The sequence below is a fragment of the Rhodococcus sp. NPDC003383 genome (assembly GCF_053589115.1).
The window spans coordinates 32,307-53,472 of record NZ_JBSFRG010000022.1 but is presented as its reverse complement, the minus strand read 5'-3'; the positions used below and the strand labels follow the sequence as shown (position 1 = coordinate 53,472).

The window sequence follows — 21,166 nt, the reverse complement described above, 5'->3', positions numbered from 1 at the left end:
CATGAGTCTCGATCCTCGCTCGAACACCGTCGACGGTGTGCTGCACCGCTCGGCTGCCCGCTTCCCCGACCGCGTCGCGCTGCGCTTCGCGGACCGCACGTTCACCTACCGGGAACTCGACGCCGCGGTCTCCCGCACTGCGGCTCACCTGCGATCCCTCGGGCTCGAGCAGGGCGACCGCGTCGCCGGATACGGCACCAACTCCGATGCCTACGTACTCGGCTACCTCGGTGCCGCGCGCGCCGGGCTCGTGCACGTGCCGATCAACTACGCGCTGCGCGGCGAGGAACTGAGCTACCTGCTCGGCCAGTCCGGGGCGAAGGCCGTGCTCTTCGACCCGCCGCTGCGCACCAACCTCGACGACGTCCTCCCGGTCGTGCCGGCCGAGCACGTGGTGCCGCTGCGCGACGCCGACGACTCGCTGCTCGCCGTCGCCTCGGCGGGCGAGGTCCCGGAGGTGGACGGCGGCGCGTCCGGCGGCGACCTGGTTCAGCTGCTCTACACGTCGGGCACCACGTCGAAGCCCAAGGGCGCCATGATGACCCACGGTGCGCTCGTCCACGAGTACACGTCGTCGATCGTCGCGCTCGACCTCGCCGCCGACGACAACCCGCTGATCTGCATGCCGCTGTACCACTCGGCGGCCATGCACGTGTTCCTCATGCCGTACCTCGCGGTCGGTGCCACGATCACCCTGCTGCCGTCCCCGGACATCCCGGAGATCCTGCGGCTGATCGAATCCGAGCGCATCGGATCGCTGTTCCTCGCTCCGACCGTGTGGGTGCCGCTCGCGAACCATCCCGATCTCGAGACCCGGGACCTGTCGTCGCTGCGCAAGGCCCAGTACGGGGCGTCGATCATGCCGGTGACCGTGCTGAACCGGCTGCGCGAGCGCTACCCGGATCTCGGGTTCTACAACTGCTTCGGACAGTCCGAGATCGGCCCGCTCGCATGCGTGCTCGGCCCCGACGAGCACGCCGATCGTCCGTCCTCCTGCGGCCGGGCCGTGCTGTTCGTCGAGACCCGCGTCGTCGACGCCGACGGCAACGACGTGCCCGACGGCGAGCCCGGCGAGATCCTGTACCGGTCGCCGCAGCTGTGCCTGGGTTACTGGGACAACCCGGAGGCCACCGCGGAAGCGTTCCGCGACGGCTGGTTCCACTCGGGCGACCTCGTCACCCGCGACGCGGAGGGCTACATCACCGTCGTCGACCGCATCAAGGACGTCATCAACACCGGTGGCATCCTCGTCGCGTCCCGCGAGGTCGAGGACGCGCTGTACACGCACCCGGCGGTCGCGGAGGTGGCAGTGATCGGCACGCCCGACGAGAAGTGGATCGAGGCGGTCACCGCCGTCGTCGTGCTCAAGGACGGCCACGAGGTCGCCGAGTCCGATCTCATCGTGCACGTCAAGGAACGGCTCGCTCCGTTCAAGGTGCCCAAGATCGTGCGCTTCGTCGACACGCTCCCGCGCAACCAGAGCGGCAAGCTGCTCAAGCGCGAACTGCGTGCGGTGTGAGCCGCGAACTACCGTCGGTGGGAATGCACGGCCGGTAGCGGCCGTCGAAAAGCAAAGGGAACCAATGGGGATCAAGCACGTGCCGTCCTGGCACGACGACGAAGTCCGGGCACTGTCGGAACTGGCCGGTGACTTCTTCGAACGCGAGGTGATGGCGCACGCCGAGAAGTGGGACGCGCAGCACCGCATCGACCGGCAGGTGTGGCTCGAGGCCGGCAAGCTCGGGCTGCTGCTGTGCTCGATTCCGGAGGAATACGGCGGCGGCGGAGGCACATTCGCGCACGACCTCGCGGTCCTCGAGGCGCAGGGCTACGCGGGTGATCTCGCGTTCGGTATCTCCATCCACAGCGGTATCGTCGCGCACTACCTCCTCGAGTACGGCACCGAGGAGCAGAAGCGAACCTGGTTGCCGGGCATGGCCACCGGCGAGATCCTCGGTGCGCTCGGCATGACCGAGCCCGGCGCCGGATCGGATCTGAAGGCGATCAAGACCACGGCGATCCGCGACGGCGACGAGTACGTCGTCAACGGCTCGAAGACGTTCATCACCAACGGCGCCTCCGCCGACATGATCGTGCTGGCGGTCAAGACCGACCCGAAGGCCGGCGCCAAAGGCATCTCGCTGCTCATCGTCGACCTGCGCGATTGCCCGGGCTTCGCCGTCGGCCGAGTGCTCGACAAGGTCGGCCAGCACGGCGCCGACACCTCCGAGCTGTCGTTCACCGACGTGCGGGTTCCCGTGTCGAATCTGCTGGGGGACAGCGAAGGCCAGGGCTTCGCGCAGTTGATGGCGCAGCTGGTGCAGGAACGGCTGATCATCGGCGCGCAGGCGGCCGGTGCGATGCAGCGGGCGGTCGACGAGACGGTGCGCTACACCAAGCAGCGGCAGGCGTTCGGGCACACGCTGTTCGACTTCCAGAACACCGCCTTCGAACTCGCCGAGTGTCAGACCATCGCCCGCACGTGCCAGGTCTTCCTGGACCACTGCATCGAACAGCACCTGAAGGGGCAACTCGATCCCGCGGACGCCGCGATGGTCAAGTACTGGCTGACCGACAAGCAGTGCGAGGTCATCGACCGCTGCGTCCAGTTGCACGGCGGCTACGGCTACATGCGCGAGTACCTGATCGCGCGGATGTACGAGGACGCGCGGGTGCAGCGGATCTACGCCGGCGCCAACGAAGTGATGAAGATGCTCATCTCGCGGTCGCTGTAGACGCCGGAGTGACGGGAACCGATCGTATCGGTTCCCGTCACCCGGAGCGCGAAGTCACCAGGGACGACTGGTGGACAGATATTCGGCCATTTCCTGACTCTGGCGGCGGTGGATGCGCCGGTGCTCGGCGCGTTCGTCGCCGCTCTTGTTGAGCCGGCGTTCCTCCTCGGACTCGGGCAGCACCGGGGGCACCTCGGTGGGCCGGCCCGCGTCGTCGATCGCGACGAACGTGAGGAACGCGGTCGCGGCGATGCGGCGATCACCGCTGCGCAGATCCTCGGCGGTGACCTTCACGAACACTTCCATCGAACTGCGGCCGGTCCGGGTGACGAACGATTCGAGGCACACCGAATCCGACGGGCGGACGGGTGCGAGGAACGCCACAGAGTCCGTCGACGCCGTGACCACCGATGCACGACTGTGCCGGGTCGCGGAGATCGACGCTGTCATGTCGATGTCGCTCATCAGTTTCCCGCCGAACAACGTGTTGTGGTCGTTGACGTCGTTGGGAAAGACCCTGCTGGTCTTGACAACTCGGGATTCGCGGCACGGTTTCGGCTGCACGATCGTCCTTTCGGGGGTTGCGTGCGGCGGGATCTCCGTCGCACGGCCCTTTCCAGCCTACGACTCGCGCGGGACCACGTGTCCGTTGTGCCGGGCACGGTCCCGGGTGTGATGGCCGATGATCTTCGTGAGCATCGCGGTCAGCTGTGCGCGTTCGTCGGCGTCGAGCGGCGCGAAGGCCTCGTCCTGCACGGCGGTGAGGACGTCGTCGAGCTCCGACAGGCGGTGGCGTCCCCTCCGGGTGAGGCTGATGATGTTGCGCCTGCGGTCCTTCGGATCGGGGGCGCGCTCGACGAAGCGGCGGTCGGACAGGGCGTCCACGGCGGCGGCGACGTCGCTGCGGTCGAGTCCGCACCGGCGGCCGAGTTCGATCTGGCTGGACGGGCCGCCCTCGCCGAGCGCGGCCAGGATGCGGTAGTGGTGGCCGCGGGCGTCGGCGGCGTCGAGTCGGTCGAACACCATGCGGTGCACGTGCCGTGCGGACTGCATCAGCAGGAAGCTCGGGAGGTGATCGAGCCGGGTCGGCACGGGGTAGTTGTCGGGGTCGGACACGGGTCCATCCTACCTATCGTTGGTGCAACCAACGAAATGTCAGTGGTGGCGGTGGTCGGTGATCGCGGTGCGGGGCCCACGCCGGGGCACCCGGCGGTAACCACCGGTCTCGGTGATCAGCCGGATCACCCGATAGCGGTGTGGCCGTAGCGGTTCCAGGAGTTCCACCATGCCCGCGTCGTCCAGCGGCCGCCCGAGCAACGACCATCCGACGACGGACGCGAGATGGTAGTCGCCGACCGAGAGTGCGTCGGCGTCGCCGAACGCGCGCTGGGCGACCTCCGCCGCCGTCCAGATGCCGACGCCGGGCACCGACCGCAGCTTGCGTTGCGCCTGCTGCGGGGATTCGGCGGTGAGGCGTTCGAGGCTGTCGCCGAGTTGCGCGCATCGCACGACGGTGCGGGCGCGGCCGGGGTCGACGTTCGCCTTGTGGAACTCCCACGACGGGACCCGCCGCCACGTGTCTGCGGACGGCGGCACCGCCATGCCGCGCGGTGCCGGGCCGGGCGCCGGGTCGCCGAACCGCAGCACGAGACGACGCCACGACGCGAACGCCGCGACGCCGTGCACGCGCTGCTCGAGGATCGCCGGCACGAGCGCTTCGAACACCCGGCCGGTGCGGGTGATGCGCAGCCCCGGCAGGCGCCGGTGCGCGTCGGCCAGCAGCGGATGCTCGGGGGCGAACCCGGATGCGTCGTCACCGGCCCCGAGCAGCGCGGGCAGGGCGGAGAGGAGTTCCTCGGCGCCGGGGCCCCACGCGAGGCACCGGGCGCCGGTGGGGCCGTCCTGACGGATGCGATAGGTGACGGGCCCGGACTCCATCCGGGACGTGCGCCAGACGTCATCGGCGACGTGCCGGTGACAGGGGTCATACGGTCCGCGCTGCAACGGGCGTAGGGTTTGAGCGACGTCGACGGGCCACGGCAGCTCGACCCGGGTGTCGAAAGGGGTGGCTTCACCGACGTACGCGGTCACCGGTTCACCGTACCTCGCACGGCGACCGCATCGGTTTCCACGGTGTCGGACGGAAAGGCTATGGTCTGCAACATGATCATCGTGAGCACCGACGGGTCCTGCCTGCGGAATCCCGGTGGCGCCATCGGGTGGGCGTGGGTCAACCACGAGGGCCCCAGCGCATCGGGGGGTGAGCGGTCGGGTACGAACCAGATCGCCGAACTGCGCGCGTTGCTCGAGGCGCTGCGTGCCCATCCCGGTTCCGAACCGATGATCATCGAATCCGATTCGCAGTACGCGATCAAGTGCGCCTCGGAATGGCTTCCGGGGTGGAAGCGCAAGGGCTGGAAGACCTCCACCGGCGCGCCGGTGAAGAACGTCGAACTCGTGCGCGCCATCGACCAGGAGATCGCGGAGCGCTCGGGTCCGGTTCGCTTCCGCTGGGTGCGCGGGCACGTCGGCAACCACTTCAACGAGGTGGCCGACACGCTCGCCGGTGCCGCCGCGCGCGAGGCCGCCGCCCGTCCGGGTCCGATCGAGGTGCCCCGGTCGGTGCGGCACGTCGTCAAGCCCGTGGTTGCGCGCGGTACGGACGACACGGAGCTGACGCTGTTCTGATCCGGGGCTGTACCAACCGGCCCGCTCTAGCGGTAGTAGACCGCCAGCGGGCCGTTGGGCCCGTCGACACAGGTGACGGGGGTGTCGAACACGCGTGAGAGCGTGTCGTCGACCATGATCTCCTCGGAGGTGCCGAACTCGACGACGCGGCCGTTCTTCACCGCGCAGATCCGGTCCGCGTAGTGCGCCGCGAAGTTGATGTCGTGCAGCACGATGACCACCGTGCGCCCGAGTTCGTCGGCCGCCCTGCGCAGGTGCTGCATCATGAGCACCGAATGGCGCATGTCCAGGTTGTTGAGAGGCTCGTCGAGCAGGACGTAATCGGTGTCCTGGCACAGCACCATGGCGACGTAGGCGCGCTGGCGCTGCCCGCCGGACAACTGGTCCAGGTACCGGTTCTCCAGCGGGCCGAGGTCGAAGAACTCGATAGAACGGGTGATGATCTCCTGATCCCGCTGCGTGATCCGCCCCTTCGAGTGCGGGAACCGGCCGAACCCGACGAGCTGGCGCACCGTCAGCCGGGTGACGAAGTGGTTCTCCTGACGCAGGATGGAGACGATCTTGGCCAGGTCCTTCGAGGGGGTCCGCGCGATGTCGTATCCGGCGATCTCGATGGATCCGGAATCGGCGCCGAGCAGTCGGCCGATGATCGTCAGCAGTGTCGACTTGCCTGCTCCGTTGGGGCCGACCAGCGCGGTGATGCCCCCGGCCGGAATCTGCAGATCGACCGGGCCGATCGACACCTCACTGTTGTAATCCTTACGGACACTCTTGAGTTCGATCACAGTCTGCCCTTTCGGAGGATGACGAAGAGGAACACCGATCCGCCGACGGCCTCGATGATGATGGACACGGCGCCCTCGGTGTAGAAGATGTTCTTCAGGACGAAGTAGGCCCCGGTGAGAACCGTGAATCCCGTGAGCACAGCCACGGGGAACACGTAGCGGTGGTCGTAGGTGTTCGCGAACTGGTACGCCAGCGTGGCGACGAGGAAGCCCAGGAAGGTCATGGGGCCGATGAGCGCGGTCGAGACCGCCATGAGGACGGACACGAGGAACAGCACGATCATGATCTCGCGGCGATGATCGAGCCCGAGGTTGGTGGTGACGTCCCGGCCCATCGCGACGAGGTTGAGTCTGCGTGCACGCCACCACAACGCGACCGCGGCCGCGACGCACAGGGGAATCGCGATCGGCAGGTAGTCGGCGTCCGCGTTGGACACCGACCCGAAGAGCCGGGCGGTGAGGACGTCGAACTCGCTCGGGGTGAGCAGTCGCTGCATGAAGGTCGAGACGGAGCCGAGCCCGCCACCGAGGACGATGCCGACGAGCAGCATGACCTGCAGGTTGCCGTACTTGCCCGAGAGCAGCCATCCGTAGAGCATCAGCGAGAAGACGACCATCAGCGCGATCTGCAGGATGAACTGCGGGGTGCCCTGGAGCGCAACCACACCGGTGGCGCCGAGGAAGTACACGGCGGCGGTGGAGATCGCCACGTACAGCGACTCGAACCCCATGATCGACGGCGTGATGATCCGGTTGTTCGTCGCGGTCTGGAACGCGACGGTGGCGGTGGCCTGGCACACGACGACGATCGCGATGACGATCAGGCTGGTCGCTCGCATCTCGGTGATCCGCCAGAAGCCGGCGCTGCCGAACGGCATGGGGTTGTCCCACACCAGCGTTCCGGCGGCGAACAGGCACGAGAGGACGGCCAGTGCGGCGAGGAGGATCCAGTAGCGGCGCCGCGACTTGGCATCGGGAAAGGCGTCGGACGTGGAGCCCCCCGCGGGCGCGGGCGCCGCGGTGATGTCGGCGTGCGGGGTCGAGGTTTCAAGCATGGCGGCGGCTCCGCAGCAGAAGGGCGATGAACACGACGGCGCCGACCACACCGAGGATGAGGGACACCGGAATCTCGAACGGCGCGATGATCGTCCGGCCGATGAGATCGCACACCGTCACGATGGCGATGCCCAGCAGGCACACCCACGGCAGATTGCTGCGCAGGTCGTCTCCGCGGAACATCGAGACGATGTTGGGCACGATGAGCCCGATGAACGGCAGGTTCCCCACGACGACCGTCACGACGCCGGTGGCGATCGCGATGAGGCCCGTACCCAGGAGGATGAGGCGGTTGTAGTTCAACCCGACGTTGGTCGCCACGTCCTCACCGAGGCCGGCGACGGTGAAGCGGTCGGCGACGACGAAGATCGCGATCGCGACGAGCGCCACGATCCACAGCACCTCGTACTGCCCGCGCAGGATCGAGGTGAAGCTGCCGGCGAACCACACGCTGAGGCTCTGGAGCGTGTCGGTGGCCAGGGCCAGGTAGGTGGTGACGGAGCCGACGACGGCGCCGAGCATGATCCCGACGATCGGCACGATCAGCGAGGACGACAACGCGACCCGGCGCAGGAACAGGAAGAAGATCATGGTTCCGACGAACGCGGCGGCGATGGCGCCGATCATCCGGGGCATGAGACCCGCGTCGGGCACGAGGATCAGCATCAGGATGAGGCCGAGACCGGCCCATTCCGTGGTGCCGGCGGTGGTCGGTTCCACGAATCGGTTCTGGGTGAGCAACTGCATCACCAGTCCGGACATCGCCATCGCGGCACCGGCGAGAACCAGCGCGATGGTTCGGGGGATGCGAGTGATCTCGAACATCTCCCAGCCCTGTTCGCCGCCGAAGATGTCGTAGACCCCCGTGAACAGCGACAGGGTCAGCAGGACACCGACGCCGAGGATGCCCAGGAGGAGTTTCCAGTCGAACAGGCGCCCTTTGCTGCGGGTGGGAGCTGTCGTAACGCTCATGTGGTGCCGTCGTCTTCCGTAGTGCACTTATGCCTGTGCCCCGCGGGCGGGCCCGCGGGGTGACAGGACGAGACGAGAATCAGGACTTCTGCTGCTCGAGCAGGTCCGCGAGAGCGTTGAAGAACTCCGTGTAGGTCTGGATGCTCTCGTTGGTGTAGGTGTCGGTGGGCAGGTAGATCACCTTGCCGTCCTTGACCGCGGTGACCGACTTCAGGGCTTCGGTGGTCTCGATGATGTTCGCGGCGGGACGGTAGCCCTCGGCCGAGGCGCCGGTGGCGGTGCCGGCATCGCGGTCCATCACGATGATCAGATCCGGGTTGGAAGCCGCGATGGCCTCGACCGAGATGTCGTCGCCTTGGTGGTTGTCGGTGCCTTCCGGAACCTCGAGAGCCGGGGTGAGGCCGAAGATGTCGAACATGGGGCCGATGGTGCGGCCGGTGCTCGGGGCGACGTAGCCGATCTCGCCACCCGAGGTGATCAGGCCCATGACCTTCGTGTCGGGGGAGTAGGCGGCCTTCACCCGTGCGATCGAGGCGTCGAGTGCGTCGTTGAGGGCCTGCGCCTCGGACTCCTTGCCGAAGATCTCGCCGAGCACGGTGGTGCCGCGCTTTAGTTCGGCGTCGAAGGGCTGGTCGTCGCGCGGCGCGACCTCGACGATCGCGGCGTCCGGCGCCAGCCGCTGGAAGTCCTCGCGGAACTGAGCGAAACGACCGCCGTTGATGATCAGGTCGGGCTCGACGGCGACGATGGCCTCGAGATTCGGCTCGCGGTGGCTGCCCAGGTTGACGATGCTGTCGTCCTGCGTGAAGCCGATGGTGTTGGGCATCAGGCTCACGGCACCCGCCGAGAGCTTCACACCCCAGGTGTCGAGGGTCTCGAACGTGCTGTTGTCGGTGGCCACGACCGACTTCGGCGGCACGGTCACGGTCTGCTCACCGAAGTTGTCCTCGACCGTGATCGTCGTCGCCGAGGCGGTGTCCTCGGACGAGTCCGTGGTGGAGGTCGAGCAGCCGGCCAGAGCGACTACAGCCAACGCGCCGACAGCGGCGCGCCGATACATGCGGGTGGCTTTCATACGGTGATCCTCGAGTTCTGCTTCGGGTGAGCGGCACGGCGCCGCAGCGGACGGGAGTTTACCCTAGGCTTACCTACCCATTCGTTCGGGACACTACGAGTAAAAGTCAAATCTTGAATGTTCCTGTGGTCTCCGTCTCCCCGGCGGGGCGTGCGCGGGTCCGGTTCCCCGGGCCGGTCGGTACGGTCGGGGGATGGACGAAGCGGAACGGATCGGCCGATTCCGGCGCGAACACGGACTGGCCGCACTCATCGACGTGCACACCCACTTCATGCCTGCGAACGTGATGGACAAGGTGTGGAAGTACTTCGACGCGGCCGGGCCGCTCGTGGGGCGTCCCTGGCCCATCACCTACCGGCACGACGAGGACGAGCGGGTGGCGACGCTTCGGTCGTTCGGCGTCTCCCGGTTCACCTCGATGCTGTATCCGCATCGCCCCGAGATGGCGGCGTGGCTCAACGCGTGGTCCGCGCAGTTCGCCGCCCGTACCCCCGACTGCCTGCACACGGCGACGTTCTATCCGGAGCCGGGTGTCGAGGACTACGTGGCCGCCGCGCTCGCCGACGGCGTCCGGGTCTTCAAGTCGCACATCCAGGTCGGTGACTACGACCCGAACGACCCGCTGCTCGACCCGGTGTGGGGGATGCTCGCCGACTCGGGTGTGCCGACGGTCATTCACTGCGGATCCGGCCCGGCACCGGGAACCCACACCGGACCGAAACCGATTGTGTCCCTGCTGCAACGATTCCCGGATCTGACCCTGATCATCGCGCACATGGGGATGCCCGAGTACGTCGATTTCCTCGACCTCGCGGAGCGGTATCCGCGGGTGTTTCTGGATACGACCATGGCGTTCACCGACTTCGCCGAGGAGGACGCCCCCTTCCCGGTGGGTGAGCTGCCGCGACTCGGCGAGCTGCGTTCGAAGATTCTGCTGGGCAGCGACTTTCCCAACATCCCGTACGGATACGTGCACCAGCTCGAATCGCTCGAACGGGTGGCCCCGGATTCCGCGTGGATGCGCGCGGTGTGTCACGACAACGCGGCCGCCCTGTTCGACATCGCCTGACGCCGGTCCTGTCCGGTACGGGGAGAGCAGGAGGCTCGACCGGACGCTATTCCCTTTCCTCGCTGTACCCGCTACCGTGCAGGAATCAATTTCAGTGTGGTGGGGAACACAGAAGGCGGAGGTGGGGGCGTGACCGTCGTGGATCGGCCCGTGGGGGCGTCGACAGGGCCGAGGCGAGACGAACCCCAATCGATGATCGCGCGCATGACGTGGATCCTCGACGCGTTCGACAGCCGGACAGCCCAGCTGTCCCTCGAAGACCTGGAGCTGCGTACCGGCCTGCCGCGATCGACGGTGCACCGCATTCTCGACCAGCTCGTCCGGCTCGAGTGGATCGACCGGGCCCCTCTCGGCTACCGGCTCGGGCGTCGCAGCAGAGGTACCGACGTCGTACCGGGGCACGACCGGCTCCGCGCCGCGGCGGCACCGGTGTTGCACCGTATGGCGCTGCAGACAGGCACCGTCGCGCATCTGACGGTCCTCGACGGAGCCGACAGCGTCTACCTCGACAAGGTCGGCGGCCGGCTCGCCGCGGCCCTTCCCACCCGCGTCGGCGGTCGCCGGCCGGCCCACGCCAACGCCGGCGGGAAAGCGATGCTCGCGTGGCTGCCCGACGAATCCCTGGCCGGCTTGTTCGAGGGCGGGATCCGAATGTGCACGGACCGCACGATCGCCGATCCGGACGTTCTGCGCCGCGAACTCGAGCGAATCCGGGAGCGGGGCGGACTGGCGTTCGAGAGCGGTGAATCGGTGCCGGGTGTCGCGTGTGTCGGTGCCGCGGTACTCGGTACGGACGGTCCGGTCGCGGGTATCTCGCTGTGCGGCGCGGAGCAGGCCGTCGACCCCGACCGGCTCGGTCCGCTCGTGGCCGCGGCTGCCCGGGAGATCACCCACGCGCTGTATCCGATGTCCGGCGACCCCGCCCGCCGTGCGCGATTCCGGTAGCGAGGGCTACCGAAAACGCGCACGAGGGGAGGGGCGGTCAGACGGTCACGTTGCGCCGCAGGACCTTTCCGGTTGCATTGCGAGGCAACAGATCACGAGTGATCCGCCACTGCGAGGGAACCTTGTAGTAGGAGAGGCGCTCGCGGCAGAACTTGCGCAGGTCGTCCTCGCTCGCATCGTGACCGGCCCGCAGCACCACGACCGCGGCGACCTCCTGGCCCAGATCCTCGTGATCGACACCGATGACCGCGCATTCGTGCACTGCGGGATGTTCTTCGAGGCACTGTTCGACCTCGGTGGGGTACACGTTCTCTCCGCCGCGCAGGATCAGATCCGAACGGCGGCCGGCCAACCGCAACCGGCCGTCCTCGACGACGCCGTAGTCGCCGGTGCGCAACCATCCGTCGGACGTGAGGGCGGCGGCGGTCGCCGTCTCGTCCTCCCAGTACCCCAGCATCACGAACGGACTGCGGACACAGATCTCGCCCTCGACACCGTCGGGCACCACCTCCCCGAAGGGATCGCGGATCTCGAGCGCGACGGTCATGATCGGGCGGCCCAATGTGCCTGGGAACGCCTCGAGTTCGGGTGCGGTGGCGACCGCGATGGCGGTGCTGCACTCGGTCAGGCCGTAGCTGTCCACCAGTGCCTGCTGCGCGAACGGGAACTTCGCGCGGAGTCGCTGCTTGAATTCCGGCGACGACGGCGCCGACGCCAGCGCGAACGCGGTCAGCGACGACAGGTCGTAACGGTCGGTGTCCGGGTGTTCGAGCATGCGCGCGGCCATCGTCGGAACCGCACCCCAGTTGGTGACCCGTTCGCGTTCGATCAGGCCGAAGACCTTGTCGACGTCGAAACCGCCCTCGGTCATGATCACGGCGCTGCCCGTCGCCAGTCGCGGGACCGCGAGATTGTGCAGGCTCGCGATGTGGAACAGCGGGGACGTGAGCAGGTAGCGGTTGTCGCTCGGCACGGCGTCGTCGTAGGTGCGCCCGTACATGTGCGCGACCAGCGCATCGGAGAACCGGTGGTAGTCGACGACGGCCAGCAGGTTCCGCTGCGAGTGCACGGCGCCCTTGGGGCGTCCGCTCGTGCCGCTGGTGAACAGGATGACCGCCGGGTCGTCCTCGTCCACGTCGGCCGTGGGCAGTTCCGCGCCGGCGCCGGCGGCGACGATGCGCGGCAGGTCGTCCTCGACGGTGAGCAACGCGAATCCGGACAGTCCCGAATCGGCAAGCAGTGCAGCGCGTTTGGCGTCGGCGACGATCACCTTCGGTCGCACCAGACCGACGCCGTACTCGATCTCCTTCGGTGTCCACCACGAGTTGAGACCGACCGCGATCGCACCCAGGCACTGTGCCGCCCAGAACGTGACGACCCACTCGGGCGAGTTCGCGGCGAGGATCCCGACCCGGTCGCCCTTGCCGACACCGTGGTCCTCGCGCAGTGCGGTGGCCACGGCGGCGACCGCATCGGCGTGCTCGGCGAAGGACAGGCGGCGGTCCGCGGTGACGAGGTAGTCGCGGTCGCCCCAGGTCTTCGACGCGGCAACCAGGTCGCCGACCCGGCGGTCGCGGTTGCGCACCACGGGAATTCGGTTGCCGCGCACCTCCTCCGGGGCGATCTCGAAGCGACCCCCCGGCCCGGTGAGTGCCGCGACGACCTGCTGAACCATCTGCTGTAGATCTGCTGGTGCTGACATGGACGTGCCCTTCCGACGAGTACCCGGCCCCGTTCTCGGCTGACAACATCTCATCAGAATCGACGTGAAAAGTGGCCTGTACCACTGAACGGGAGTGCACGCGACGGTGCGTGAACAGACAACGAGGCCCGCCCCCGGGAATCGGGAGCGGGCCTCGCGATGGATCCGCCGTCAGTTGGCGGCTGCGGCGAGACCGCTTTCGATGTCGGCGAGGATGTCGTCGATGTGCTCGATGCCGACCGCCAGGCGCACCAGGCCGGGCGTGACACCCGCGGCGAGCTGTTCCTCGGCCGTGAGCTGCGAATGCGTCGTCGACGCGGGGTGGATGACCAGCGAGCGGACGTCACCGATGTTGGCGACGTGGCTGTGCAGCGTCAGGGCGTCGACGAACTTCTTGCCGGCGTCGACACCGCCCGCGAGCTCGAACACGACGATCGCGCCGGTGCCGCGCGGCGCGAGCTGCTTGCCGCGTTCGAACCACGGGGACGACGGCAGACCGGCGTACGACACCGACTCGACCTCCGGCCGGGCCTCGAGGAATTCGGCGACGCGCTGGGCGTTGGCGACGTGCCGCTCGACGCGCAGCGACAGGGTCTCCAGGCCCTGGGCAATGAGGAACGCGTTGAACGGTGCGACGGCGGAACCGAGGTCGCGCAGCAGCTGGACGCGGGCCTTGAGTGCGTAGGCCGGCGCGCCGAGGTCGGCGAAGACGACGCCGTGGTAGCTCGGATCGGGCGTCGTGAAGTTGGTGTGACGCCCCTGCGTCCAGTCGAACTTGCCGCCGTCGATGATCACACCGGCGATCGCGGTGCCGTGGCCGCCGAGGTACTTGGTGGCCGAGTGCACGACGATGTCGGCGCCGTGCTCGAGCGGACGCAGCAGATAGGGGGTGGCGACCGTGTTGTCGACGATCAGCGGCAGGCCGTTGTCGTGCGCGACCCCGGAGATGCCGGGGATGTCGAGGATGTGATTCTTCGGATTCGCGATGGTCTCGCCGTAGAACGCCTTGGTGTTCGGGCGGATCGCCGCGGCCCACTGCTCGAGGTCGTCGGGATCCTCGACGAAGGTGACCTCGATGCCGAGCTTGGGCAGCGTGTAGTGCAGCAGATTGTAGGTGCCGCCGTACAGGTAGGGGCTGGCGACGATGTGGTCGCCTGCCTCGGCGAGGTTGAGGATCGCGAAGGTCTCGGCGGCCTGGCCGGACGACAGCAGCAGCGCCGCGACGCCACCCTCGAGCGCGGCGATGCGCTGCTCCACCGCGTCCTGGGTGGGGTTCATGATGCGCGTGTAGATGTTGCCGGGCTCGGCGAGACCGAACAGTGCGGCAGCGTGATCGGTGCTGTCGAAGGTGTAGCTGGTGGTCTGGTAGATCGGCAGGGCGCGGGCCTTGGTGTCGCCACCGGCGGGCTGGCCGACGTGGATCTGCTTGGTTTCGAAACTCCAGCTCGCCGTGGGATCGACGGCGTCGGGGGTGGTCTCGCTCATCGGTGCTGCTCCGTACTACTCGATATTTCTGGGACTTCGGGGAAGGAACTCGGCGGTGGTCCGGCACGAGGCGGCGTTCGGACAGACGGCTGCGGCCGACTCGCCGGCCGGCGCGGACACCACGCTGGGGAGGATCGGGCGGGGACGCTCAGCGACCCGAACACCCGCAGATACACATGTACTGCGCACGACGACGCATCGACGGGCGACCCGTCGACCATGCTCGTGTGTTGCTCACGAACCCGACAATAACCGGTGAACCTGATCCCGACCAGCGTTCCGGGGACGCGTCGCGTCGGCCCGGCGGGCGAGGGTCAGGCCGTTTCGAGGACCGTGCGGACCGGCGTCGCGTTGCGGGTCAGGTCGAGCACCGGGCAGTGTGCGTCGACCGCTTCCTGCAGTTCCAGGTAGCGTTCCCGCGATTCCGGTCCGGTGAGGGTCACGACGACGCGGACCTCGCCGAACCCCGCACGGACGGAGTCGTCGAAACCGAAGAAGCCGCGCACGTCCAGATCGCCCTCGGCGCGGGCGGTGATCCCGTCGACGGTGATACCGAGCTTGTCGGCCCACACCCGGTACGTCACGACCTGGCAGGACAACAGCGAGGCGAGGTAGTACTCGACGGGGTTGGGGGCGGTGTTCTCGCCGCCGAGCGCGGGAGGTTCGTCGACCTCGACCTCGAACCGGCCGAGGGTCACGGTGCTCGCGACCGCGGAGTGGGCTCGGGCGTCGGCGCGGAACACGACCGCGGCCTTGGTCGGGTCCTCGCTCACGGCGTCGTGGTTGGCCGCGACGACGGCCTGCAGGTGGGAGACGGGTGCAGTGGTCATGAGGGTCCTTCGAAGCGGAGTGCCGGTTGGGTATCGCGACGGAACCACATTTCCGATCTATGCACTAGGGAATTGCGCGCACGGATTTTCGGCCTTGCGCATTCGGCACTGCAGCGCTCACGCGAGCGTCGATACCGACGCTCGACGGCATTCGTGAGCGAGGATCAGCGCAGATCGCGCTGTCGGAACGCGAACAGACCGGCCACGATGAGGGCCGCGGCGACGGTGGTCAGCCACAGCACGGGTGTGGCCGTGAACTCGCTCCCGGGCAGTTTCGGTGCGTGGCCGAACGGCTCGAGATCGAGCACCCATTGGGGGAGATGCGCGATCGGCCCGATGAACAACACGGCCAGGAATGCGGCCAGCACGCCCCACGCGACCGGTGCGAAGCGCGGTGCCATACCGAACAGGGCGACGGTCACTCCGGTGAGAACCCATATGGCGGGCAGTTGGACCAGGGCCGCACCGAGCACCTTTCCCAGGACGCTGCCGTCACCGACCGCGACCGTGTAGGTCAGGGCCGCACTGACACCGGCGACGGTCATCGCCACGATCGGGCCCGCCAGCGAGAACACGATATGTCCGGCAGCCCAACGCATTCGCCCGACCGACCCGGCGAGCACCGGCTCGGTGCGCTGTGCATCCTCCTCGGAGTGCAGCCGCAGGGCCGCCGAGATCGCGTACGCCGCGCCGGCGACGCCGAGCAGACTCATCGCGTACCCGATGAACGAGAGTTCGAGCGACTGGGACCCACCCATCCGCACGACCAGGTCGCGGATCGCCGCGTTGTCGCCGAGCTGATCGCCGACACCCTTCGCTGCGCTTCCGATGAGCAGGCCGTACAACCCCAGGCCGACGGTCCAGGCGAGCAGGGTGCCGCGCTGCATCCGCCAGGCCAGTCCCAGCGGTCCGGCCAGAGCGGGCGGCGCCTCGGACGGCCCGGGACGTGGCTCGATCAATCCCGCACCGATGTCACGCCTGCTCGCGAGTGCATAGGCCAGGATGGTCGCGCCCGTGGTCGTGGCGAGCAGTGGCACGACCACCCACCACCGTTCCGCCGCGAACGGCCGCATCTGCAGTGCCCAGCCGAGCGGGGAGAACCAGGAGAGGGTCCCGGATCCGGCATCGCCGACGGCCCGCAACGCAAAAGCGGTACCCAGCACCGCGAACGCGATACCGCGCGAGATCCGTGCGCTCGCGCTGAGCTGTGCCGCGACCGCCGCGATCGCTGCGAACACCGCCCCGGACAGCGCCAGCGCGGTTCCGTAACCTGCCGATCCGCCGAGCGGCAATCCCTTGCCGAGAAGAGCTGCGGTGCAAAGGAAGCCGGTGAGAATCGATGCGCCGAATGCCATCAGCAGTGCCGCGGTGAGCCCGGCGTACCGTCCCACCACGGTGGACCCGATCAACTCCGCCCGCCCGGTTTCCTCCTCGGCTCGGGTGTGCCGCACGACCGTGAGGATCGTCGCTATCGCGATCAGCGTGAAGTAGGCGCCGGCCTTCCACAGGCCGACCGAACCGAGGCTCGTGCCGAACATCGGTCCGTACATGGCGATTTCGGCGTGACTCGCGTTCGTCGCCGCCGCGAAGCGGGCGAGCTCGGCGTCGGATGTGTACAGGCTCTGGACGCTCGCGACATAGAGGGGTGGGGCGATCGCGAACAGTGCGACCCACAACGGCATCGAGATCCGGTCGCGCCGCAGGTACAGACGCAGCAGCGCGCCGGTACCCGCGAGATCGTGACCGGTGGTCGAGGGGCGCTCGCGTGTCGTGGTCATCGCGGCACCCGTTCGGCATCGATGGGTGTATCCGTCCGGTAGTGCTGCAGGAAGAGCTCTTCCAGAGTCGGAGGCGCCGAGATCAGGCTGCGGACCCCGGCGTCGCCGAGCGTCCGGATCAGCGCGCCCAGGTGCTCGCCGTCCACCTGGCAGTGCAGGACGTTGCCGTCGCGCCGCACGTCCGCGACGCCGGGCAGGTGTTCGACGTCGCCCGGGTCCCCGAGCAGTTCGGCCGTGATCGACGTCCGACGCAGGTGCCGCATGTCCGCCAGAGACCCGGATTCGACCACGCGGCCGTCGCGGATGATCGTCACGCGTTCGCATAGGGCTTCCACCTCGGAGAGGATGTGACTCGACAGCAGGACCGTCGTGCCGCGATCACGGGCCTCGGAGATGCATTCGCGGAAGACCGTCTCCTTCAGCGGGTCGAGGCCGGTGGTCGGTTCATCGAGCAGGAGCAGGTCCGCGTGGGACGAGAAGGCCGAGATCAGCGCGACCTTCTGGCGGTTCCCCTTCGAGTACGCGCGGGATCGCTTGGTCGGATCCAGCTCGAAACGCTCGATCAGCTCGGCGCGGCGATCCGGGTCGAGACCGCCGCGCATCCGGCCGAGCAGGTCGATGACTTCACCGCCGGTCAAGGACGGCCACAGTGTCACGTCGCCGGGGACGTACGCCAGCGAACGGTGCAGGTCCACCGCATCGGTCCACGGATCGCGACCGAAAACGGTTGCGGTACCCGAGGTTGCGCGCAGACTCCCGAGCAGGATGCGGATGGTCGTGGACTTGCCGGCGCCGTTGGGTCCGAGGAATCCGTGGATTTCCGCGCGACCGACCTCGAGGTCGAGACCCGCGAGTGCGCGGGTGGAGCCGAAGGTCTTCACGAGGTCCCGCGTTTCGATGACGTTCGTCATTCCTGCTCCTGCCGGATGCCGGCCTCCTTCGCCCGCCGAGCGAGTCGCCGGAGAAACGCTCGGTGATCCGGCACCCTCGTCGATTCAGGGTGTGGCCGATGCGGTGGAGTCGGGTCCGCGTCCGGCGGGCTCGGCCGGATCGATTCGTCGGTCCTTTCCCGATGGTAGGAGCAGATCGACGGAATGTCCCGGCCCGTGCCCGCCGGAAGGTCCCGCAGGCGTGGGCGGAGAACTCAGAGCAGGTGCACCTTCTTGTACAGGATCTTCGACGGGCCGCCGATCAGTCCGACGCTGTCGAGGAACGTCATGAGCTTCGCGCCGGACTTGCGAACCCGGTCGTGGTAGTGCGTGTTGGCCTTCGCCTCGGCGACCGCGCGATCGCGGTCCAGGCCGGCGTTGGCGTAGACCTCTTCGCGGATCATGCTCTTGACCACGAAGTAGACCGTTACGGCCGTATTGATCCGCTCGACCTGCAGGCGCAGCTTGCTCGCGCCGGTCAGTCGCCGTGCGACCTCCTCGCGGGCGAACCGGATGTGCCGGGCCTCTTCGAGGACGTGGATCTTGCTGACCGTACGGGTGACCGGTTGCACGCGTTCGTCGCGCATGAAGTCGCGCTGCATCATGTCGAGGATCTCCTCGGCGGCCATGACGCTCGCGTAGGCGTTCGCGCCGCGGAAGAAACCACCCCACAGTCGGCCGAGGCGATGAATGTACGGCGCGGGTCCGTAGCCGGGCATGCCGAGGCGCTCGCCGGCGCGGGCGAACATCACCGAGTGGCGGCACTCGTCGGCCACCTCGGTGAGGGCGAACTGCACGTGACGTGAGTGCTTGTTGCGGTTGTACACGTCGCGCAGAAGCATCTGCATGAGCAGGATCTCGAACCACAGGCCGACGCTGGAGACGCTTGCGGCCTCGTGCTTGGTCAGTTCGATGCGCTGTTCTTCGGTCATCTCGTCCCACAGGGCGGTGCCGTACAGCGTGCTCCACTCGGGGGTCATGCCGTACTTGTCCTCGGGGATGGGTGCCTCCCAGTCGACCTCGATCATCGGGTCGTACGACTTCCGGGCGACCGATGCGAGCAGGCGCCGGGCCGTGTCCTCGCGGTCCGACAGGGCCACCTTCGGCACGAATCCCCGGGTGGTGGCGGTGTCGGCAACATCCTGGGAGCGCGTGAGCGATGCGGTCATGTCTCCACCTTTAGTGTGACGGACAGTAACTGTTAACCCGAGGCTACAGTCAGTGCCCGCACGGCACAATGGGTGAAGTGCAGCCGAGTGGTCCCGGCCCGCTGCAGCGGGCTCGCCGACGCGCATGCACAATCGACAGACCCGAAGTATCTGGAGGTACATCGCCATGTGTTATCCCGTGACCTGCCCGGTGTGTGGCAAGACCGGCTGGGAAGGATGCGGCCAGCACGTCGACGACGTGATGCGCGACGTCCCGGTCGCCGAACGGTGCACGTGCGCCGACCAGGCAGTCGCGGGACGCTGACGCCGCTGCCGCGAACCGGGGTCAGTGCGGTTCGCGGGCCTTCGTGACCCGGGAACGGCCCGGGGAGAGGAACGCCGCGACCACGGCGCCGATCGCGAGGATCACCGCGATCGTCCACGACGCCTGCTGCATGCCGGCGAGGAACGCCGACCGCGCCAGGTCCGCGAGTTCGTCCCCACGTGGTCCCGCGGCCTCCGCGACCTTCAGTGCCGACGCCAGCGAATCCGAGACGGCGGTACTGGCGGTCGGATCCGGAATCGCGGCCGCGACCGGTTCGATCTTCCGGCCGTACATCGCGGCGAGCATGCTGCCCGCGACCGCCACGCCGATCGCCGCGCCGAGTTCGCGGGTGGCGTCGTTGACCGCGGACGCCACTCCCTGCTTGTCGTCGGGCGTGCTCGACACGATCGCGTGTGTCGCCGGCGCAGAGACCATGCCCAGCCCGACGCCCGGCAGCAACAGGGCCACGTTGATGAGAACGGTCGACGACTGCGGATCGAGATTCCCGATCAGCACGAACGAGCCCGTGAGGACGGCGAGGCCGCCGGTGAAGAGGAAGCGCAGCCCGACTCGCGGGACGAGCGGTGGGATGAGCACCGACACCGTCATCACCAGCAGGATGAGCGGGATCAACTGGATCGACGAGCCGAGCGGCGAGTAGCCGAGCACCAGCTGCAGGTACTGCACGACGATGAAGAAGACGCCGAACATCGCGACGAACTGGAACAGCAGTGTCAGTGCCCCGGAGCCGAATGCGCGATGGGTGAACAACCGGACGTCGAGCAGGGGAGCGGGCGTCCGTAGTTCGGTGAGGACGAAACCCGTTGCGGCAGCGAGACCCAGAATGATGCAGGCGAGGACCGTCGCGTCGGTCCAGCCGCGGTGTGGCCCCTCCATGAGCCCGAACACGAACAGGCCCACCGCGATGATCGACAGGGCGCTGCCGACCAGGTCCGGCGGGAAGTGTTCGTGAGCCCGCGACGACGCGATCGTCAGCGACGCCACGAGCAGCACCACGGCGGCCACCGCGAAGCTGACGAAGATCATGATCCACGAGCTGTATTCGAGGATGACGCCGGAAACGAGCAGGCCGGCGATGCATCCCGCACCCGCGGTTCCGGCCCAGACACCGACCGCCCGTGCACGGCGTTCCTCCGGGAATCCGGCGGTGATCACCGAGAGGGTCGCGGGCATGACCAGGGCCGCGCCCAGTCCGGCGAGGCCGCGCGCGGCGATGATCCATGTCGGGCTGTCGAGCACGAGGGGCAGTGCCGACGATACGGCGACGACCGCCAGACCTGCGACCAGCACGCCGCGGCGGCCGTAGCGGTCGCCGAGTGCGCCGGCCGGGAGCAGGAACGCCGCGAGCACGAGCGTGTAGCTGTCCACGATCCAGGTCAGCTCGCTCTGGGTCGCACCGATGTCGACGGCGATGTCGGGCAACGCCATGTTCAGCGACGCCATCGCGGCGACGACGAGGGCCACGGCCGCGCAGGCGACGATCAGCAACCACCACTGCGCCCGCGTCAGGCGTGACGGGTGTTCGAGTGTTGCGGTGGTGCTGGTCGAGCTTTTTTCCGATGTTTCGGACACGAGCCGGCCTTCCCGGAGCGGGGTCACGAAGAAACGAGACTGTCGGTATCG

20 protein-coding genes are annotated in these 21,166 nt (G+C 68.0%); 6 read left to right on the top strand and 14 right to left on the bottom strand.

All coding sequences use genetic code 11. From position 1 onward, the window contains the following. Nucleotide 1: 1 nt before the first annotated feature. Together ACWDTS_RS19020 and ACWDTS_RS19015 are read left to right on the top strand one after the other, a co-directional pair. Entirely contained in the window at nucleotides 2-1,519 is a 1,518-nt protein-coding gene (locus ACWDTS_RS19020; protein WP_450118802.1) for an acyl-CoA synthetase, read from the top strand. Between the two features lie 64 nt (nucleotides 1,520-1,583). Then, entirely contained in the window at nucleotides 1,584-2,735 is a 1,152-nt protein-coding gene (locus ACWDTS_RS19015) for an acyl-CoA dehydrogenase family protein (RefSeq protein ID WP_197252813.1), read from the top strand. A 54-nt stretch (nucleotides 2,736-2,789) separates the two neighbouring features. On the opposite strand, the gene ACWDTS_RS19010 is transcribed toward ACWDTS_RS19015, so the two are convergent. The 3 genes from ACWDTS_RS19010 to ACWDTS_RS19000 are packed head-to-tail and all read right to left on the bottom strand — an operon-like array spanning nucleotide 2,790 to nucleotide 4,826. Continuing rightward, nucleotides 2,790-3,299 (bottom strand): acyl-CoA thioesterase, encoded by a 510-nt coding sequence (locus tag ACWDTS_RS19010; RefSeq protein ID WP_197252812.1) that lies wholly within the window; start codon nucleotides 3,297-3,299, stop codon nucleotides 2,790-2,792. Between the two features lie 57 nt (nucleotides 3,300-3,356). Further along, a complete protein-coding gene (locus tag ACWDTS_RS19005; RefSeq protein WP_450109903.1) occupies nucleotides 3,357-3,851 on the bottom strand; it encodes a MarR family winged helix-turn-helix transcriptional regulator in 495 nt (164 codons plus the stop codon). A gap of 39 nt (nucleotides 3,852-3,890) precedes the next feature. Further along, nucleotides 3,891-4,826, bottom strand: a complete 936-nt coding sequence (locus ACWDTS_RS19000; protein WP_450109902.1) for a DNA-3-methyladenine glycosylase family protein — start codon at nucleotides 4,824-4,826, stop codon at nucleotides 3,891-3,893. Between the two features lie 72 nt (nucleotides 4,827-4,898). Between ACWDTS_RS19000 and ACWDTS_RS18995 the strand changes: the two genes are divergently transcribed. After that, nucleotides 4,899-5,423, top strand: a complete 525-nt coding sequence (locus ACWDTS_RS18995) for a ribonuclease H family protein (protein WP_450109901.1) — start codon at nucleotides 4,899-4,901, stop codon at nucleotides 5,421-5,423. Nucleotides 5,424-5,449: 26 nt separating this feature from the next. Here the strand turns inward: ACWDTS_RS18995 and ACWDTS_RS18990 are convergent, their stop codons facing one another. The 4 genes from ACWDTS_RS18990 to ACWDTS_RS18975 form a co-directional block, all read right to left on the bottom strand. Then, the gene (locus ACWDTS_RS18990) at nucleotides 5,450-6,208 is read right to left on the bottom strand and encodes an iron ABC transporter ATP-binding protein (RefSeq protein WP_450109900.1); all 759 of its coding nucleotides are present in this window, start codon (nucleotides 6,206-6,208) and stop codon (nucleotides 5,450-5,452) included. Then, on the bottom strand, nucleotides 6,205-7,263 hold the full coding sequence (locus tag ACWDTS_RS18985; RefSeq protein WP_450109899.1) for an iron chelate uptake ABC transporter family permease subunit: 1,059 nt from the start codon (nucleotides 7,261-7,263) through the stop codon (nucleotides 6,205-6,207). The genes ACWDTS_RS18990 and ACWDTS_RS18985 overlap by 4 nt, the downstream gene beginning before the upstream one ends. Then, on the bottom strand, nucleotides 7,256-8,236 hold the full coding sequence (locus tag ACWDTS_RS18980; protein WP_450109898.1) for an ABC transporter permease: 981 nt from the start codon (nucleotides 8,234-8,236) through the stop codon (nucleotides 7,256-7,258). Before ACWDTS_RS18980 ends, ACWDTS_RS18985 begins: the two co-directional genes overlap by 8 nt. 79 nt (nucleotides 8,237-8,315) lie before the next feature. Further along, entirely contained in the window at nucleotides 8,316-9,311 is a 996-nt protein-coding gene (locus tag ACWDTS_RS18975; RefSeq protein WP_450109897.1) for a siderophore ABC transporter substrate-binding protein, read from the bottom strand. Between the two features lie 193 nt (nucleotides 9,312-9,504). Here ACWDTS_RS18975 and ACWDTS_RS18970 point away from each other — a divergent pair, with 193 nt between their 5' ends. Both ACWDTS_RS18970 and ACWDTS_RS18965 read left to right on the top strand, forming a co-directional pair. Next, on the top strand, nucleotides 9,505-10,380 hold the full coding sequence (locus tag ACWDTS_RS18970; protein WP_450109896.1) for an amidohydrolase family protein: 876 nt from the start codon (nucleotides 9,505-9,507) through the stop codon (nucleotides 10,378-10,380). Nucleotides 10,381-10,509: 129 nt separating this feature from the next. Continuing rightward, nucleotides 10,510-11,325 carry an IclR family transcriptional regulator gene (locus tag ACWDTS_RS18965; RefSeq protein WP_450109895.1) on the top strand — a complete coding sequence of 272 codons (816 nt, stop codon included), beginning with the start codon at nucleotides 10,510-10,512 and terminating at the stop codon, nucleotides 11,323-11,325. 37 nt (nucleotides 11,326-11,362) lie between these two features. On the opposite strand, the gene ACWDTS_RS18960 is transcribed toward ACWDTS_RS18965, so the two are convergent. The 6 genes from ACWDTS_RS18960 to ACWDTS_RS18935 form a co-directional block, all read right to left on the bottom strand. Next, the gene (locus ACWDTS_RS18960) at nucleotides 11,363-13,027 is read right to left on the bottom strand and encodes a class I adenylate-forming enzyme family protein (protein WP_450118801.1); all 1,665 of its coding nucleotides are present in this window, start codon (nucleotides 13,025-13,027) and stop codon (nucleotides 11,363-11,365) included. Nucleotides 13,028-13,198: 171 nt separating this feature from the next. Next, nucleotides 13,199-14,512 carry a bifunctional o-acetylhomoserine/o-acetylserine sulfhydrylase gene (locus ACWDTS_RS18955; RefSeq protein ID WP_197252804.1) on the bottom strand — a complete coding sequence of 438 codons (1,314 nt, stop codon included), beginning with the start codon at nucleotides 14,510-14,512 and terminating at the stop codon, nucleotides 13,199-13,201. 314 nt (nucleotides 14,513-14,826) lie between these two features. Then, nucleotides 14,827-15,342 (bottom strand): OsmC family protein, encoded by a 516-nt coding sequence (locus ACWDTS_RS18950; protein ID WP_450118800.1) that lies wholly within the window; start codon nucleotides 15,340-15,342, stop codon nucleotides 14,827-14,829. A 164-nt stretch (nucleotides 15,343-15,506) separates the two neighbouring features. After that, on the bottom strand, nucleotides 15,507-17,120 hold the full coding sequence (locus ACWDTS_RS18945; RefSeq protein WP_450118799.1) for an ABC transporter permease: 1,614 nt from the start codon (nucleotides 17,118-17,120) through the stop codon (nucleotides 15,507-15,509). After that, nucleotides 17,117-18,031 (bottom strand): ABC transporter ATP-binding protein, encoded by a 915-nt coding sequence (locus ACWDTS_RS18940; RefSeq protein ID WP_197252801.1) that lies wholly within the window; start codon nucleotides 18,029-18,031, stop codon nucleotides 17,117-17,119. The genes ACWDTS_RS18945 and ACWDTS_RS18940 overlap by 4 nt, the downstream gene beginning before the upstream one ends. A gap of 233 nt (nucleotides 18,032-18,264) precedes the next feature. Continuing rightward, nucleotides 18,265-19,218 (bottom strand): AurF N-oxygenase family protein, encoded by a 954-nt coding sequence (locus tag ACWDTS_RS18935; RefSeq protein ID WP_450109891.1) that lies wholly within the window; start codon nucleotides 19,216-19,218, stop codon nucleotides 18,265-18,267. A 166-nt stretch (nucleotides 19,219-19,384) separates the two neighbouring features. On the opposite strand from ACWDTS_RS18935, the gene ACWDTS_RS18930 reads away from it, so the two are divergent. Next, nucleotides 19,385-19,522 carry a hypothetical protein gene (locus ACWDTS_RS18930; protein ID WP_450109890.1) on the top strand — a complete coding sequence of 46 codons (138 nt, stop codon included), beginning with the start codon at nucleotides 19,385-19,387 and terminating at the stop codon, nucleotides 19,520-19,522. Between the two features lie 21 nt (nucleotides 19,523-19,543). On the opposite strand, the gene ACWDTS_RS18925 is transcribed toward ACWDTS_RS18930, so the two are convergent. Beyond that, a complete protein-coding gene (locus tag ACWDTS_RS18925) occupies nucleotides 19,544-21,115 on the bottom strand; it encodes an MFS transporter (RefSeq protein WP_450109889.1) in 1,572 nt (523 codons plus the stop codon). Nucleotides 21,116-21,166 lie beyond the last annotated feature (51 nt).

Excerpts from the sequence above, each read along its gene's own strand:
- ACWDTS_RS19020 (WP_450118802.1), top strand. The coding sequence starts at position 2 with ATGAGTCTCGATCCTCGCTCGAACACCGTCGACGGTGTGCTGCACCGC.
- ACWDTS_RS19015 (WP_197252813.1), top strand. The coding sequence starts at position 1,584 with ATGGGGATCAAGCACGTGCCGTCCTGGCACGACGACGAAGTCCGGGCA.
- ACWDTS_RS18995 (WP_450109901.1), top strand. The coding sequence starts at position 4,899 with ATGATCATCGTGAGCACCGACGGGTCCTGCCTGCGGAATCCCGGTGGC.
- ACWDTS_RS18985 (WP_450109899.1), bottom strand. The coding sequence starts at position 7,263 with ATGCTTGAAACCTCGACCCCGCACGCCGACATCACCGCGGCGCCCGCG.
- ACWDTS_RS18980 (WP_450109898.1), bottom strand. The coding sequence starts at position 8,236 with ATGAGCGTTACGACAGCTCCCACCCGCAGCAAAGGGCGCCTGTTCGAC.
- ACWDTS_RS18975 (WP_450109897.1), bottom strand. The coding sequence starts at position 9,311 with ATGAAAGCCACCCGCATGTATCGGCGCGCCGCTGTCGGCGCGTTGGCT.
- ACWDTS_RS18970 (WP_450109896.1), top strand. The coding sequence starts at position 9,505 with ATGGACGAAGCGGAACGGATCGGCCGATTCCGGCGCGAACACGGACTG.
- ACWDTS_RS18960 (WP_450118801.1), bottom strand. The coding sequence starts at position 13,027 with ATGTCAGCACCAGCAGATCTACAGCAGATGGTTCAGCAGGTCGTCGCG.
- ACWDTS_RS18955 (WP_197252804.1), bottom strand. The coding sequence starts at position 14,512 with ATGAGCGAGACCACCCCCGACGCCGTCGATCCCACGGCGAGCTGGAGT.
- ACWDTS_RS18950 (WP_450118800.1), bottom strand. The coding sequence starts at position 15,342 with ATGACCACTGCACCCGTCTCCCACCTGCAGGCCGTCGTCGCGGCCAAC.
- ACWDTS_RS18945 (WP_450118799.1), bottom strand. The coding sequence starts at position 17,120 with ATGACCACGACACGCGAGCGCCCCTCGACCACCGGTCACGATCTCGCG.
- ACWDTS_RS18940 (WP_197252801.1), bottom strand. The coding sequence starts at position 18,031 with ATGACGAACGTCATCGAAACGCGGGACCTCGTGAAGACCTTCGGCTCC.
- ACWDTS_RS18935 (WP_450109891.1), bottom strand. The coding sequence starts at position 19,218 with ATGACCGCATCGCTCACGCGCTCCCAGGATGTTGCCGACACCGCCACC.
- ACWDTS_RS18930 (WP_450109890.1), top strand. The coding sequence starts at position 19,385 with ATGTGTTATCCCGTGACCTGCCCGGTGTGTGGCAAGACCGGCTGGGAA.